Source organism: Methylococcus sp. EFPC2, from assembly GCF_016925495.1.
In the GTDB taxonomy this organism is placed as follows: Bacteria; Pseudomonadota; Gammaproteobacteria; order Methylococcales; family Methylococcaceae; genus EFPC2.
The window spans coordinates 3,696,422-3,710,712 of sequence record NZ_CP070491.1 but is presented as its reverse complement, the minus strand read 5'-3'; the positions used below and the strand labels follow the sequence as shown (position 1 = coordinate 3,710,712).

13 protein-coding genes are annotated in these 14,291 nt (G+C 62.0%); 10 read left to right on the top strand and 3 right to left on the bottom strand.

The features are described 5' to 3' along the window. The first annotated feature begins 5 nt into the window (after positions 1 to 5). Positions 6 to 980 carry a ribosome small subunit-dependent GTPase A gene (gene rsgA / locus JWZ97_RS15845; RefSeq protein ID WP_205431151.1) on the top strand — a complete coding sequence of 325 codons (975 nt, stop codon included), beginning with the start codon at positions 6 to 8 and terminating at the stop codon, positions 978 to 980. Positions 981 to 1,101: 121 nt separating this feature from the next. Here the strand turns inward: rsgA and yihA are convergent, their stop codons facing one another. Next, positions 1,102 to 1,773 (bottom strand): ribosome biogenesis GTP-binding protein YihA/YsxC, encoded by a 672-nt coding sequence (gene yihA / locus JWZ97_RS15840; protein WP_240342376.1) that lies wholly within the window; start codon positions 1,771 to 1,773, stop codon positions 1,102 to 1,104. A gap of 129 nt (positions 1,774 to 1,902) precedes the next feature. Between yihA and JWZ97_RS15835 the strand changes: the two genes are divergently transcribed. The 5 genes from JWZ97_RS15835 to JWZ97_RS15815 all read left to right on the top strand — a co-directional run bounded on the left by JWZ97_RS15835 (position 1,903) and on the right by JWZ97_RS15815 (position 6,605). Then, on the top strand, positions 1,903 to 2,508 hold the full coding sequence (locus tag JWZ97_RS15835; RefSeq protein ID WP_205431148.1) for a cytochrome c: 606 nt from the start codon (positions 1,903 to 1,905) through the stop codon (positions 2,506 to 2,508). 31 nt (positions 2,509 to 2,539) lie between these two features. Next, the gene (locus JWZ97_RS15830) at positions 2,540 to 3,184 is read left to right on the top strand and encodes a thiol:disulfide interchange protein DsbA/DsbL (RefSeq protein ID WP_205431146.1); all 645 of its coding nucleotides are present in this window, start codon (positions 2,540 to 2,542) and stop codon (positions 3,182 to 3,184) included. 54 nt (positions 3,185 to 3,238) lie between these two features. After that, positions 3,239 to 4,093 (top strand): endonuclease/exonuclease/phosphatase family protein, encoded by an 855-nt coding sequence (locus JWZ97_RS15825; protein WP_205431145.1) that lies wholly within the window; start codon positions 3,239 to 3,241, stop codon positions 4,091 to 4,093. Continuing rightward, positions 4,090 to 5,709, top strand: coding sequence for a GGDEF domain-containing protein (locus JWZ97_RS15820; RefSeq protein ID WP_205431143.1), 1,620 nt, complete (start codon positions 4,090 to 4,092; stop codon positions 5,707 to 5,709). The genes JWZ97_RS15825 and JWZ97_RS15820 overlap by 4 nt, the downstream gene beginning before the upstream one ends. Positions 5,710 to 5,873: 164 nt before the next feature. After that, positions 5,874 to 6,605 carry a PEP-CTERM/exosortase system-associated acyltransferase gene (locus JWZ97_RS15815; RefSeq protein WP_205431141.1) on the top strand — a complete coding sequence of 244 codons (732 nt, stop codon included), beginning with the start codon at positions 5,874 to 5,876 and terminating at the stop codon, positions 6,603 to 6,605. Positions 6,606 to 6,733: 128 nt separating this feature from the next. Here JWZ97_RS15815 and JWZ97_RS15810 read toward each other — a convergent pair whose 3' ends face one another. Both JWZ97_RS15810 and moaB read right to left on the bottom strand, forming a co-directional pair. Further along, positions 6,734 to 7,414 carry an NnrU family protein gene (locus tag JWZ97_RS15810; protein WP_205431139.1) on the bottom strand — a complete coding sequence of 227 codons (681 nt, stop codon included), beginning with the start codon at positions 7,412 to 7,414 and terminating at the stop codon, positions 6,734 to 6,736. 27 nt (positions 7,415 to 7,441) lie between these two features. Further along, a complete protein-coding gene (gene moaB / locus JWZ97_RS15805; RefSeq protein ID WP_205431137.1) occupies positions 7,442 to 7,969 on the bottom strand; it encodes a molybdenum cofactor biosynthesis protein B in 528 nt (175 codons plus the stop codon). Between the two features lie 474 nt (positions 7,970 to 8,443). Between moaB and JWZ97_RS15800 the strand changes: the two genes are divergently transcribed. The 4 genes from JWZ97_RS15800 to JWZ97_RS15785 all read left to right on the top strand — a co-directional run bounded on the left by JWZ97_RS15800 (position 8,444) and on the right by JWZ97_RS15785 (position 14,282). Further along, positions 8,444 to 10,447 (top strand): multicopper oxidase family protein, encoded by a 2,004-nt coding sequence (locus JWZ97_RS15800; protein ID WP_205431135.1) that lies wholly within the window; start codon positions 8,444 to 8,446, stop codon positions 10,445 to 10,447. A gap of 464 nt (positions 10,448 to 10,911) precedes the next feature. Beyond that, positions 10,912 to 11,478: an aspartate carbamoyltransferase gene (locus tag JWZ97_RS15795; protein WP_240342375.1), complete on the top strand. Its 567-nt coding sequence runs from the start codon at positions 10,912 to 10,914 to the stop codon at positions 11,476 to 11,478. 96 nt (positions 11,479 to 11,574) lie between these two features. Continuing rightward, positions 11,575 to 12,846 carry an NAD(P)/FAD-dependent oxidoreductase gene (locus tag JWZ97_RS15790; RefSeq protein WP_205431131.1) on the top strand — a complete coding sequence of 424 codons (1,272 nt, stop codon included), beginning with the start codon at positions 11,575 to 11,577 and terminating at the stop codon, positions 12,844 to 12,846. Between the two features lie 95 nt (positions 12,847 to 12,941). Beyond that, complete coding sequence (locus JWZ97_RS15785) at positions 12,942 to 14,282, top strand: TolC family protein (RefSeq protein WP_205431130.1); 1,341 nt, start codon at positions 12,942 to 12,944, stop codon at positions 14,280 to 14,282. Positions 14,283 to 14,291: the final 9 nt, after the last annotated feature.

The following is a 14,291-nucleotide window of genomic DNA, read 5'->3' as shown; positions in this document are numbered from 1 at the left end:
CGGGCATGAAGGGAGGTCGACGTCCGGGCCGGCCGCACCGGCAAGGGACACCGGACAACGTCGACCGCGCGGACCTGCGCCGCGGTCTGATCGTCAGCCATCTGGGCAAGGGATTGGCGGTGGAGACGGAAAGCGGCGACATCGTCTTGTGCCATACCCGCAGCCGCCGGCTGGGCGAGGCCACGGTCGGCGACCGGGTCTTGTGGATGCCCTGCGAAGGCGAGCAGGGCCGGGTGGAAGAAATCCTGCCGCGCACCTCGCTGCTGGTCCGGCCCGGCTATGCCGGCCGGCTGCGCCATGTCGCCGCCAACCTGGACCGGGTGCTGGTCGTCACGGCCCCCGCTCCAGAACCGGACTGGCTGCTGGTCGACCAGTATCTGGCCGTCTGCGAGCACCGCGGCATCGCTGCCGAACTGGTGTTCAACAAGATCGACCTGGTCTCCGACGCCGCCGCTCTGGATGCCGAGCTCGCCGAATACCGGCGCATCGGTTACACCACCCACACCCTGAGTGCGCGCACACGGCAAGGCCTGGACGAATTGCGCGCCTCGCTGCGAGACCATTGCGTGATGCTGGCGGGCCAATCGGGTGTGGGCAAATCCTCGCTGACCAATGCCCTCCTGCCGGACAAAAACCTGCGGGTCGGCGAGATCTCGGAGAAGAGCGGCCTGGGCCGGCACACCACCACGGCGGCGACGCTATACCATCTGCCGGAAGGCGGCGACTTGATCGACAGCCCCGGTGTGGCCGTATTCGGCCTGGCGGAAATTTCCGGCCGCGGCTTGGCTGACGGCTATCGTGAATTTCGGCCGCTCATCCCGAACTGCCGTTTCAACGACTGCCGCCATATGCAGGACAAAGGCTGCGCCGTGCGCGCGGCCGCCGAATCCGGCGGCATCCCCGCCGCGCGCTATCAACGCTATCTGAAGTTATTGGAGAAACTGGCGAATCAGACGCCGGAAGCCTGGATGGCGGACTGAATTTCGCTCGAACGACGGCCTGGGGCCTCGGGCATGAACTTTTCCATGAGGACGCGGTCACACGGGCTGCGTCGGGAACGGCGCACGCTACTCATGACACTCCCTGAATGAGTAGCTCCACCTAACCCGGCTCCCCCTGCCGGGTCTCTTCGGCCTCGAAGTTATCCGCGTCTGGGACTTCGAGGTCTTTTTCCAGGCCCAGCCAGCGATCGAGCACCGTGTGAGCCTCGTCCACGCCCAGCCGGGTGAACGCCGAGAACAATTGCAGCGTGACCGGCACGTCGAACGCCTCCCTGGCCAACTGCGACTGAACCTTGAGCAGCACGCCCTTGGCGGCGCCGTAGCCGAGCTTGTCCGCCTTGGTCAGCGCGATGTGCAGCGGATGGCCGGCATGCCGGCACCAATCGATCATCAAGTAATCGAACGGGCTGAATGGGTGACGGATGTCCATCAGCAGGAATACGCCGCCCAGCGACCGACGCAGCAGAAAATAGTCCTCCATGGCCTGACGCCAGCGCTTCTGGATGGCTTCCGGCACCTTGGCATAACCGTAACCGGGCAGGTCGACCAACCGGCGTTGCTCATCGACGGCGAAAAAATTGAGCATCTGGGTGCGCCCCGGCGTCTTGCTGATGCGCGCCAGGCTTTTCTGCTGGCAGATAACATTGATCGCGCTCGACTTGCCGGCGTTGGAACGCCCGGCGAAAGCGACCTCATATCCACTGTCTTCGGGCGTTTGGTGGAGTTCGGGGGCACTCAGCAGATAGCGGGTTCGGTGATAAAGTGGATTCATGTAGGGGAGCGGGTGGCGGATTGACATTTCTAGTGTACCCGTATTTGATTGCGCGGCCGAAAAACGGGGCCGCCCGCCAGGGAATCCGCACCGTTCAATGCCAATTTCATAACTAGAGGCTCCACAGGTATGACCCATTCCAGACTCATCCTCCCCAGCTTATTCGCCTTGCTGGCCTGTTTCGGCGCGGCACACGCCGAAGGCGATGCCAATGTAGGCAAACAGAAATCCGAATCCTGTGCCGGTTGCCACGGCGAAGACGGCAACGCCGCCGCCCCGATCTTTCCCAAGCTGGCCGGCCAGCACGCGGCTTATCTGGGCCGGCAGCTCGCCGATTTCAAATCGCACAAGCGGGTCGATCCCGCCATGAACGCCATGGCCGCCTCCTTGAGCGAAGCCGACATCGCCGATATCGCCGCCTGGTATCGCATACAGAAGATCAAACCGGAACAGACCGAGAAAAACGAACTCGGCGAAAAAATATTTCGCACCGGATTGGCCGACAAGAGCATACCCGCCTGCGCCGGCTGCCATGGCCCGTCCGGTTCCGGCAACCGCGAGGCCGGCATACCCGCTCTGAGCAGCCAATACGCCGCTTATCTCGGCAAGACCTTGAACGACTACAAGAGCGGCGAGCGCGGCAACGACGCGAATGCGATCATGCGCACGATCGCCCAACGCCTGAGTGAAAAGGAAATCGACGCGGTTTCCGAGTTCGCAGCCGGTTTACATTGATACCCGTCATACATCGTCAAGGAGTCCACCTATGATCAAGGCCTTATTCGCACTGCTATTCGTCTCCCTGTTCCAGACCTCGGCCCTGGCCGCCGAAACCGGCAAAGCCGGTGGCGCGCCCGAAGGCGAAGGTTATGAATTGGTCAGTCCGCCGCAACCGACCGGCGATCCGAGCAAAGTCGAGGTGATCGAATTCTTCTGGTACGGCTGCCCGCATTGCTACCACTTCGAACCCGAACTCAATGCCTGGCTCAAGACCAAGCCGGCCAACGTGGTATTCATACGCCAGCCCGCCGTATTCAATGCCCATTGGGCCGCCCATGCCAAGGCCTATTTCACCGCCGAAGCCCTGGGCGTAGTGGACAAGCTGCACGCCGATTTTTACGACGCCATCCAGAACAAGAAGAGGACTCTGGAAAGCGAGGACGATCTGGCCAAGTTCTTCGCCGAACACGGCGTCAAGGAAGAAGACTTCCACAAGGCCTACAAATCCTTCGCGGTCCACACCAAACTGGGTCAGGCCGAGGGACTGGCCGCCCATTATGGCGTGACCGGCACCCCGGCCCTGATCGTCAACGGCAAATACCGCATCGGCGGCGCCCAGGCCAAAACCTTCGCCAATATGATCGCCGTCACCCGGAAACTGATCGAAAAAGAAAGCGCCGCGGCCAAATAAGCGCCTTTCCGATTGAATCCGCTCTGGGCAGGGCCATGATGATTTGATATGTTGATGAATAGCGAAGATCCGAGTGTGTCGACGGCCAGGGAAATCCGCGCAGACATCCCATTTCCCGAGAGCCGACCGCGCCGCTCCACCCTGCGCATCGCCAGCTTCAACATACAGACTGGCATCACCACCGCCAGCTTTCGGGACTATCTCACCGGCAGCTGGCGGCACCTGCTTCCGACCTCGCACCGGCAACCCAACCTGGACCGAATCGCCCGTCTCCTGCGGCCCTTCGACCTGGTCGGGCTGCAGGAAGTGGACGGCGGGGGAACGCGCAGCCGCCGTATCGTCCAAACCCGCTACCTGGCCGAAGCCGCCGGCTTCGACTACTGGCACAATCAGGTGAACCGCCGCTTCGGCAGCATCGCCCTGCACAGCAACGGCCTGCTCGCCCGCATCCCCCCCACCAGCGTTTACGACTACAAACTGCCCGGGCTCCCCGGCCGCGGCGCATTTTTGGCCCGCTTCGGTGAAAACGAGCGGAATGCCTTGTATTTGTGCGTGCTCCATCTGGCGCTCAGCCGGAACGGCAGACTCAAGCAGCTCGCCTTTGTTGGCGAACTGATCCGCGGGCTCCCCCACGTCGTCCTCATGGGCGACCTCAACTGCGAACCGCATAGCCCGGAAATGAAACTGCTACTGCAGCGTACGGATTTCTGTGACCCGGTCTGCGAGCTCAAGACTTATCCGAGTTGGCGGCCGCACAAGATGCTGGACCATATACTGGTGACGCCCGCGCTGAAGGTGGAACATCTGCGCGCACTCGATTTCGCCTGCTCCGATCACCTGCCCATCGCCATGGACGTGTGCCTGCCGCCCCCCCTGACGTCCTTGCTCGAATCGGACCTCCCCGCATGAAAGAAAAAGGCCATCTGCATAACCCGCAAGCCGAGATGGTGCGGGAGCTGGAACGTCTCAGAGGCACCGAGAAACTGCTCACCCGCGCACTGACCCGGCTGACCATCTCGGCCAGCGGCCTGCATACGTCTCTCGATCCCCTGCTGACGCAGTTGCTCAGCTTGCTGCGCAAAGGCGACAGCATGGCCGTCATCCAGGCCGAAGTGGAGCAGGTGTCGGATGCCTTGTTCCGCGTCGCCGTCGCGGAACTCGAAAAGCGCAAGAAGGAAACCGCACGGCGGGCCAAGCAGGACGATACCGCCGGCCCCGACGACCGATTCACGCTCCTGTTCAGCTTCATCAAATCGCGGCTGATAAGCGGAGAGGAAATCGCCGCGCTGGACGCCCTGCTGGAGATCTTCCGAAACGAAGGCGAACACACGGAAAGCGAGCTGTTCGACGCGCTCGAACTCTGTCTGAATAACCTGCTCGATGCCCGTCCCCAAAGTTCCGCCCGGGCAAATGACGACAAGGCCGGCGTACTCACGCGCCTCTTCGCCTGTGCGGACAAAATCGGCCAGGGCGTCATAGACCTTCCCACCATCCAGGCCAATCTGCTGGCATTGCTGGAGAGTGTGGAAACCCCGCTCTCGCTGCAGGCGAAAGCCAGGATCCTGAACGCCAAGCTCAAGACCCCGCTCAATGTCGAAGCCTTGCTGATGGCATTTCAGGAAGCCGTCAGCTTTCTGACCAATGTCCGGCAGATCGCGCAAAGCGAAGAGAAATACCTGGAAGACTTTCTCAACGAGCTGACCGGTAAGCTTGCGGAGCTGGAACGGCAAACCGTCGGCGTCCAGCAGCTTACCCAGGCCAGGGAAGCGGGCGCCGCGGAATTGCGCGCCACGTTCGAAGATCATGTCGAAGACCTTAAACTCAGCGCCAGCAACGCCACGGATCTCGAATCGCTGAAAACCGCCCTCAGCCAGCGTCTGGAGTCAATTTCCAGCTTCCTGAATTCCGAACGGGAGGGGGAGCAGAAGCGCCACCGGGAAACCGAGGAACGGATAGCCTTGCTGTCCACGCGCCTGCAGGAGATGGAAGAGGAAACCGCCCAACTGCGTAGCAAGCTGCGCGTGCAACACAATATGGCCGTGCGCGACCCGCTGACGGGACTGCCCAACAGGCTGGCCTACGACGAGCGGATCACCCTGGAAATGAAACGGTTCAAACGTTTCGCCACGCCTTTCAGCCTGCTCGTATGGGACGTGGATCATTTCAAGAGGATCAACGACCGTTTTGGCCACAAGGCGGGTGACAAGGCGCTGGCGACCATCGCGGAAAAACTGTCGGCGCAGATACGCGAAACCGATTTCGTCGGGCGTTTCGGAGGCGAGGAATTCGTCATGATACTGGCGGGAAGCAGCCGCGAGGAGGCCCGCAGGGTAGCCGACAATATCCGCAGCGAAATTGAGTGCTGCGGCTTCAATTCCCATGGCAGACCGGTGGCCATAACGATTTCCTGCGGCATCTCGCAGTTCCTCGAAGGCGACAGCCCGGACCAGTTGTTTGAACGCGCAGACCAGGCACTTTATCGCGCCAAGCGTGAAGGGCGGAACCGCTGCGTGGTCGCTCAGTAAGCGAGCGCTTCGAGCGACAAACCATGGCTCCTTACGTTGTCTCTTTCGAATTAAAGCAATCCAGTAAAGACTCAGCCAAAAACCCAGGGATGATTTGAACCGGGTAGAGCGCACGTCGGCACACGGATTAGTCCGCAATAACCACTCCACGAGTCTTGACTGAAATGTCCAATAGCTTAAGCGACGCCTTCAACGTCTATTTCGACATGGTTCATGCCGATAACGAACTCTTAAAACGCGAGGCGTACCGGCTCCGCTATCAAGTCTATTGCCTGGAAACGAGATTCCTCCCCGACGAATATCCTGATGGATTGGAAAAAGACTCGTTCGACGACTCCTCGGCCCACTGTCTCATCAGACATCGGCGCTCGGAGGAGTTTGCCGCGACCGTGCGATTAATACTGCCGCACCCGACTCAACCGGAAACCCTCTTCCCCATAGAAACACATTGCATCATCGACCGCCTGGACGTCATTCGTGGCGTTCCCCGGACGAAACTCGCTGAGGTCTCGCGCTTTTGCGTTTCGAAAAGTTTCAAACGCCGGCAGGGCGAATCCGGCACGACAACCGGCGTCAGCGCGGATACGGCCGATGCCGCCACCAGCGCCGATGAGAAACGGACGTTTCCGCATATCACCCTGGCGCTGATCGCTTGTTTGGTCCGCATGAGCTGCCATCATGGAATGACTCATTGGTACGCCGTGATGGAACCGGCGCTCATCCGCTTTCTAACTCATTTCGGCATCTATTTTTCACCCATAGGCCCGCTTTCCGACTACCACGGCAAACGGCAGCCTTGCATAATCGAAGTCAAGTTTCTGCTCGACGGCGTCGCCAAAAAAAACCCCGACCTCTGGGCCTTTCTTACCGACAACGGCAGGTTTACGCTCCAGTGAACCGGGCCAAATAGTCGAATAGACCGACGTTCAGCCTCGCTGCGGTGACCAATAAGCCGCCTAAGCCAACACGGGGCCCGGCGGCCGTCACCCCGAATCGCGCAGCCGGCGACCGCAGCGTCCTAAGCTCACCCCCAAGGTGCAACCCCGAACCAGGCACGGTGGAAATGCATGACCGCCGCCCACAACACCACACCCAAGGTCAACTGCCACCACTTGAACTCCCGCCAAACCAAGCGATTGCGCCCCGCCAGGATGGCTTGAAACGGCCACAGCGAAGTCGCTTCGGCATAGCGCGACCAATGTTGGCCACAGGCCTGACGCCGCTTGGCGTCGATGGAAAACATGCCGCCCACCACGAGCACCAGCAGGGAGCCGAACAGGATGAGCGCGGCGAGATCGCCGTTGACCACCAGATGGCTGAAGGCCCAGATCGCCACGCCCCAGAGAAAGGGGTGACGGGTGATGCGCAGGACGCCAGCCGCCGCACCGTCCTCTTGCAACAGCTTTTCGCCGTCCACCGCCGTGGGATTCGGCGTGGTCACGCCCAGCACCACCAGCAGAAATGCCAGCAGCACCAGCGGCGCGGCGACCGGCTTGAGCCCGCTCAACTGGCCCCAGGTCTCCACATAAGGCGCGGCGCGGTAGGCATGGGCCAGCCAGTACAATCCGAGCACGGACAGCGTGGAGAACGTTATCCGGTAGCCTTTTGCTCCCAGCACCTCGATGCTGCGTACCCGCAAGGAACTTCCGGCGATGCCAAAGTGCAGGCCTAGAAAAAACAGGGCGGCGAATATCAATTGGATCATGGCTCAGACTCCCTGAGAGGTTTACAGCTATCGGTTTTCCAGCAATCGGGGTATCAGCTCGGCCAGGTTGCATGGCCGGGTGCGGTAATCGAGCTGGGCCTGGATGAGCTTGTCCCAGGCCGTGCGGCAGGCGCCGGACGAGCCGGGCAGGCAGAACACATAGGTACCATTGGCCACGCCGGCCACGGCCCGCGACTGTATGGTCGAGGTGCCGATCTCCTCGTAGGACACGGCCCGGAAAACTTCGCCGAAACCATCCAGGGTCTTGTCGAGCAATGCGACGACCGCCTCCGGCGTCCCGTCGCGTCCGGTAACCCCGGTTCCCCCGGTGCTGATGACCACCTGCACCTCAGGCTCGGCGATCCATTGAGACACCACCGCCCGTATCCGATAGATATCGTCGGGCACGATGCGCTTGTCGGCCAGCGTGTGGCCCGCGGCGGACAGCCGCTCGACCAGGGCGCGGCCCGAGGTGTCGTCCGCCTCGGTGCGGGTATCGGATACCGTCAGCACGGCGATGTTCAGCGGGATAAAATCTCGGGTGGGGGCGTTCATGGCGGGCCGCCGATAAAGTAGCGAGTATCGGGTCATTTAATCAGGCTGTCCGTATGCCCGCAACGTCGGCCGAGCGAACTTCGCGATACACCTCCGCGGCCTGCCTGCCGCGCGCAGGAACGAGCACCGGGCGGCGAATCTGCTCCGTACTGACTTGGCGCTTGTTGCAATGAGGTTTCAATGCCAACAATATGGGCGGCCATTGAACCCGCGCATGAAACGGAACCCGCGGTGTCGGGCGAGGCGTTCCCGTCATGGACTTCTATAACAAGGACTTGGCTCAAGCAAGCTCGGCCCCAGTCCTGGCACAATCAATGCGTATACCCGGCAGTCATGCCGGGTGGTATCGACCGGAAGGAAATTCAACTAATTTTGAGCATATTGTTTTTCCAGGGCGTTCCCATGCCTTGACAGCTAGACTCCGGCCCACCGGAGCATCACAACCCAAGAGACGACTCAGTCCGAGGAGGTAATATGCAAGGTTTCTTCAACCCATCGCGCCGCCGTTTTCTAACCCAGACCGGTCTCGGCGCGCTGGCCTATGCCGGCCTGCCATCCTGGCTGCGGGCCATGGAGGGCATGGGCGAGATGCCCAAGGGCACGCCCCACAAGGCATCGCCCGACTTCAACCCGGACGTGGAGTTCGAGCTGATCTGTCGCAACGAGCAAGTCTCCATCCTCCCCGGCCAGCCCACACGCGTACAGCAATACCTGGGCAAACTGATCAAGGGGCCGGAACATAGCCTCACCACGATACCCGGCTCCTACCTGGGGCCCCTGATGCGCTTTCAATATGGACAAAAGGTCCGCGTCCATCTGCGCAACGAACTGGACGAGCCCACCATCACCCACTGGCACGGCCTGACGGTGCCGGCCCTGATGGACGGCCATCCCATGTATGCGCTCGACAAGGGCCAGACCTTCGTTTACGAATTCGAGATCCGCAATCGGGCGAGCATGATCTTGTATCACCCGCATACCCACGGCATCACCGGCAAACAGGTCTATCACGGGCTGGCCGGCGCCATGCTGATCAACGACACCGAGGAACAGGCCCTGAACCTGCCCGCCGGCGAATACGAAATCCCCATCGTCATCCAGGACCGCAGCTTCGACGCGGGAAACCAATTGGTCTACGTACGCCACATGCACGACCGCATGACCGGATTTCACGGCGACCGCATCCTGGTCAACGGCCGGCCCGATTTCAACCTCGACGTCGCCAGCCGCGCCTACCGGCTGCGCGTCCTCAACGGCTCCAACGCGCGGATCTATAAGCTGGCCTGGGACGACGGCTCGCCCGTGGTCGTCATCGGCGTCGACGGCGGATTGCTGGAAACCCCGGTGCACAAGCCTTATGTCATGCTCGCGCCGGGCGAGCGGCTCGACGTCTGGGCCGATTTCTCAGGCCGCAATGTGGGCTCGCAACTGGTCATGCGCAGCCGCCCATTCTCCGGCGTGCTGCCGAAAATGGGCATGAGCGGCATGCAGCATGGAGAGTCCAAAGAAGGCGGGCATGGCATGGGTGGTGGCATGGGCATGATGGGAGGAATGCACGGCGGCGGCATGATGGGCCAGACGTTGCCGGTCGGCAGCGATTACCCCATCTTCACGGTGCACGTCACCCGCAAGGCAAGCGATAGCCCCAGCCTGCCGACGCACTTGTCCAAGATCACCCGTTACGAAATCGAAAACACCGCCAATCCGAACAAGCCCGTGGCCCTGGGGATTTCCGAGGCGCCCGGCGCGATGCTGCTCAACGGACGCCCCTACGCGCCGAACGACTTCCAGCCCGGCGAGCGTATCCCCTACGACAGCGTGCAATTGGTGGAAATCTTCCATGCCCATGGCGGCGCCGGCGGACATGGCGGCCAAGCCGGCGAGGGAGCACCGGCGGGGCACGGCGAGTCCGGCAAATCCACCGAATCGCAGGGTGGCGGTATGCAGCACGGCATGATGGGCGGAGGCATGGGTGGCATGGGTATGATGGGAGGCATGCAACACGGCGGCGGCGGAAAATCCCCGGAAGGCGGTCACGCCATGGGGGGCATGGGCATGATGGGTGGAATGGGCCACGGCGGTGGTGACAACAAGCCGCAAGCAGGCGCGCATGGGGAGGAAGCCAAGGCACCGGAAAGCGGCGGCCACAGCATGGGCGGTGGTGGCATGGGTGGCATGGGTGGCATGGGTGGCATGGGTGGCATGGGCATGATGATGTCCATGGCGCATCCCATCCACATACACGAACAGCCTTTCCAGATCGTCAGCCGCACCATAGGCGCCGAAGAAGCCGAGGACTACGCCACCGTGCGCGACGGCTTCATCGATAGCGGCTGGAAAGACACCGTCCTGGTCATGCCTGGCGAAAAGGTGCGCATCATCAAGCCGTTCAAGGAACACAAGGGCGTGTTCATGGTGCACTGCCACAACCTCGAACACGAGGACATGGGCATGATGCGGGAATTCCTCGTCGAATAAATCCGCCCGCCCTTTTCCGGCGTCACCCGGCGCCGGAAAAGGGCATACGTCCGCGACGCGTGCAGACCCTTGCGTGCCGCCGCGGGTTGAACCGCCGAACTCGCGTGACTGACGGCGGCGAGAATACTCCCCTTGAGCGGGCCCCCTCCCAATGTCCCGATCCAGCTATCCTTGGATTAGCGGCCCGGGCTTTAGTCTTGCCAGACGAGCCTTCGAAAGTCCAAACTCCCGCGACGGCCGGGCCAAGCCCTGCATATCGCAAGCGCGTTTCGCCAATGTTTCACTTTTGTTTCAATCCGGGTCTTGCAGAGTCAGTCGCGAGCATCCGATGAAACATCCGAGGGAGCGCTAATACCCAAACAGCCTGTTGTGACTTGATATTCAGTGGGATCGAGTAGCCATGGAGCCATGGCACGATCCTTGTTAATTAGCAATTACTGATATTCACAGCGCAGGAGCTTTCCATGCCGTACTCGCCCCAGACCCTGGACAATCCCCGAACCCGCCACGGCTTAGCGAGGAAAATCCGCCCAGCCCTGCTGATCCCCGCCCTGTGGCTGTCCACGCTGGCTATCCCGGCCGGCGCCGTCGAACCCACCGCGCCCGAGCGCCTGGACGAGGTGGCGAAACGCGGCGCCCAAGTCATGCCCTTCGACCTGGAAAAGACCTCGCACATTTTCACCGCCACCCCGACGGGCGGCGTGCAACGGGTCGTTGCCAAGGACGCTAACGACAGCGAGCAAATCCGGCATATCCGCGCACACCTGTCCGAAATCGCCGCGCGCTTCGCCCAAGGTGATTTTTCCGGCCCGCAAGCCATACATGGGGCTGACATGCCGGGCCTCGCGGTCCTGAAATCCAGGGCCGCGGAGATCCGCTTCCGCTATCGTGAACTGCCGGACGGTGCGCAGATCCATTATTCGGCCGACGATCCGGCACTGGTGGGCGCGATCCACCATTATTTCTCGGCACAACTGCACGACCACGGCAGGCACGCGATGGAGGGCCACGGACGCCATCACGCCGAATAGCGGGAGCGGCCAAGCCACCCCGAAGGTGAGTTCCGACTAACCCGCAGGCCCAGTCCTTTCCCAACCCCACAACGAGTACGTTCGAGGAGTAACATCATGGCCAAGATCGTCATCATCGGCGCCGGCATCGGCGGCATCCCCATGGCCTTCGAAATGAAGGAAAACGCCCGCAAGCAGGACGAAGTGGTTGTCATCGCCGACACCCCCACCTTTCACTTCGTGCCGTCCAACCCCTGGGTGGCGGTGAACTGGCGCAAGCCGTCCGACATCAAGGTGGAACTGGCGCCGGTATTCAAGAAGAAGGGCATAGGATTCATCCAGCAAAAGGCGGCGCGCGTGCACCCCGCCGAAAACCGGGTCGAACTGGCCGACGGCGGTTCGGTGGATTACGACTACCTCGTCATCGCCACCGGCCCCAAACTGGCCTTCGACGAGATTCCGGGCTTAGGGCCCGAGGGTCACACCTCTTCGGTCTGCCACGTCGACCATGCCGGCCCGGTGGGCGAGGCATGGGAGAATTTCTGCCAGGATCCCGGCCCTATCGTCATCGGCGCGGTGCAGGGCGCCTCCTGCTTCGGCCCGGCCTACGAATACCTGTTCATCGCCGAAACCGATCTGCGCAAGCGTAAGATCCGCGACAAGGTGAAGATGACTTATGTTACCTCCGAGCCCTATATCGGCCATCTGGGCCTGGGTGGCGTGGGCGATACCAAGAGCCTGCTGGAAAGCGAATTGCGCGACAAGCACGTCGACTGGATCTGCAACGCCAAGGTCGATCGCGTCGAAGACGGGAAACTGTACGTCACCGAAGTCGACGAAAACGGCCAGGAGAAAAAGAAACACGAACTGCCCTTCAAGCACAGCATGATGCTGCCGGCCTTCAAGGGCGTGGACGCGGTGTTCGGTGTCGAGAAGCTGGTGAATCCGCGCGGCTTCATCCTGGTCGATGAGCACCAGCGCAATCCGACCTACAAGAACGTTTATGCGATCGGCGTATGCATCGCCATCGCCCCGCAGGAACAGACCCCGGTGCCGACCGGCGTGCCCAAGACCGGCTACATGATCGAATCCATGGTCACCGCCGCGGCGCACAACATCCGCGAGGAACTGGACGGCAAGGAACCGAGCCACAAGGCGACCTGGAACGCCCTGTGCCTGGCCGATTTCGGCGACAAGGGCGTGGCCTTCCTGGCCATGCCGCAGATCCCGCCGCGCAACGTGCAATGGTCGTCCGAAGGTAAATGGGTGCACTGGGCCAAGATAGCCTACGAGAAATATTTCATGCGCAAGGTGCGCAAGGGCATCAGCGAACCCACCTACGAGCGGCTCACGCTGAAAGCCATGGGCATCATGCGCCTGAAAAAATAGGCGGGGTTCAGCGCATGGGCACGCGGGTGGGGCACGCCGGCAGACGGCATAGCCCCACCAGGTGCCACCCGACATGACGTCTTCAGGTGATCCCGATGAAACGCGTACTCGCCCTGTTTTTCCTGCTTGCCGCCGGTCTGGCGCATGGAGCGGCGCCGAGCCCGGCGGCACCCGAGACCTTGGACCTGCCGCAACTGCTGGATTTGGCCTACGCCCAAAATCCGGACATGCAGGCTGCGGCCGAGCGCATTGGCCAATCCCAGGCGCAGGTCGCGGAAGCCCTCGCGGCCTTCTATCCCAAGCTGACCGGCCGCCTCGGCTACAGCTATTCCAACGATCCGGCGATGGCCTTCTCCGCCATCGTCTCTCAGCGCCGCTTCAACAACGGCCATTTTGAAAACATCAACAATCCCGGCTTCGTGGAAAACTTCCGCCCCGAACTGGTCGGCACTCTGTCGCTGTTCCGCGGCGGACAGGACTATTACCGCAAGAAGGCCGCCGAACTGGGCGTGGAAGCCGCCGAACTGCAACGCGCGGCCCTGCGCAACGATCTTGCGGCTGCGGTGACGGCGGCCTATTACGCGGCTCTGGCCGCCCCGCAACACGTTGAAGTCGCTCGCCGCTCTCTTGCGGCGGTGGAAAATGAACTCGGCCACGCGCGCCATGAATATCAGGCGGGCGCCCGGCTCAAGGCGGACGTGCTTTCGCTGGAAGTCCGCCGGAGCGAAGCCAGGGAGGCGGAATTGCACGCCGAAAATGCCGTGGAACTCACCCGCTCCGCCCTCAAGCGGCTGGTGGGTCTGGGGGCTGCCGACCGTCTGGCGGTTCGGGAAAACGCTACGCCCGCGCCTTCCGAAATCAAGGACGAACTCGCCGAATTGATCGCCGAAGGCCTGGCCCGGCGACCGGAGATGCAAGCCGCCTCCCGCGTGGTGGAGATGCGCGAAAAGGAGGTGCGCGCCGAAAAAGGCGGTCATCTGCCGCGCATCAATGCCTACGCTGCCTACGGCTTGAACGAACGTTCACCCGAATTCGATTTCCGGCACGACAACCTGACCTTGGGCGTGAATGCCGAGGTGGATCTCTTCTCCGGCGGCGCGGTCAGCGCCCGCATTTCCGGCTCTGAACGCAAGCTGGCCGAAGCCCGGGCCGCGCAGGAGAAGGCGCGGCTGGCGATCGAAGACGAAATCCAGCAGGCGCGCGCCAATTTTCAGGAAGCCGAGGCCCGGCGTGAAGTCGCGGAAAATGCCGCCCAGGCCGCCGCCGAGGCCCTGCGACTGGTCAACGAGGAATACCGGGCCGGAGCAGCTACGGTCACCCGTTTCCTGGAAGCCGAAGCCGACCGCGCCCGCAGCGAAACCCGTGCCGTCACCGCCCGCTACGACATCCAGGTCGCCAAGGCGAATCTGCAGAAAGCGGTCGGCTATTGGAAATGACCCACCGTT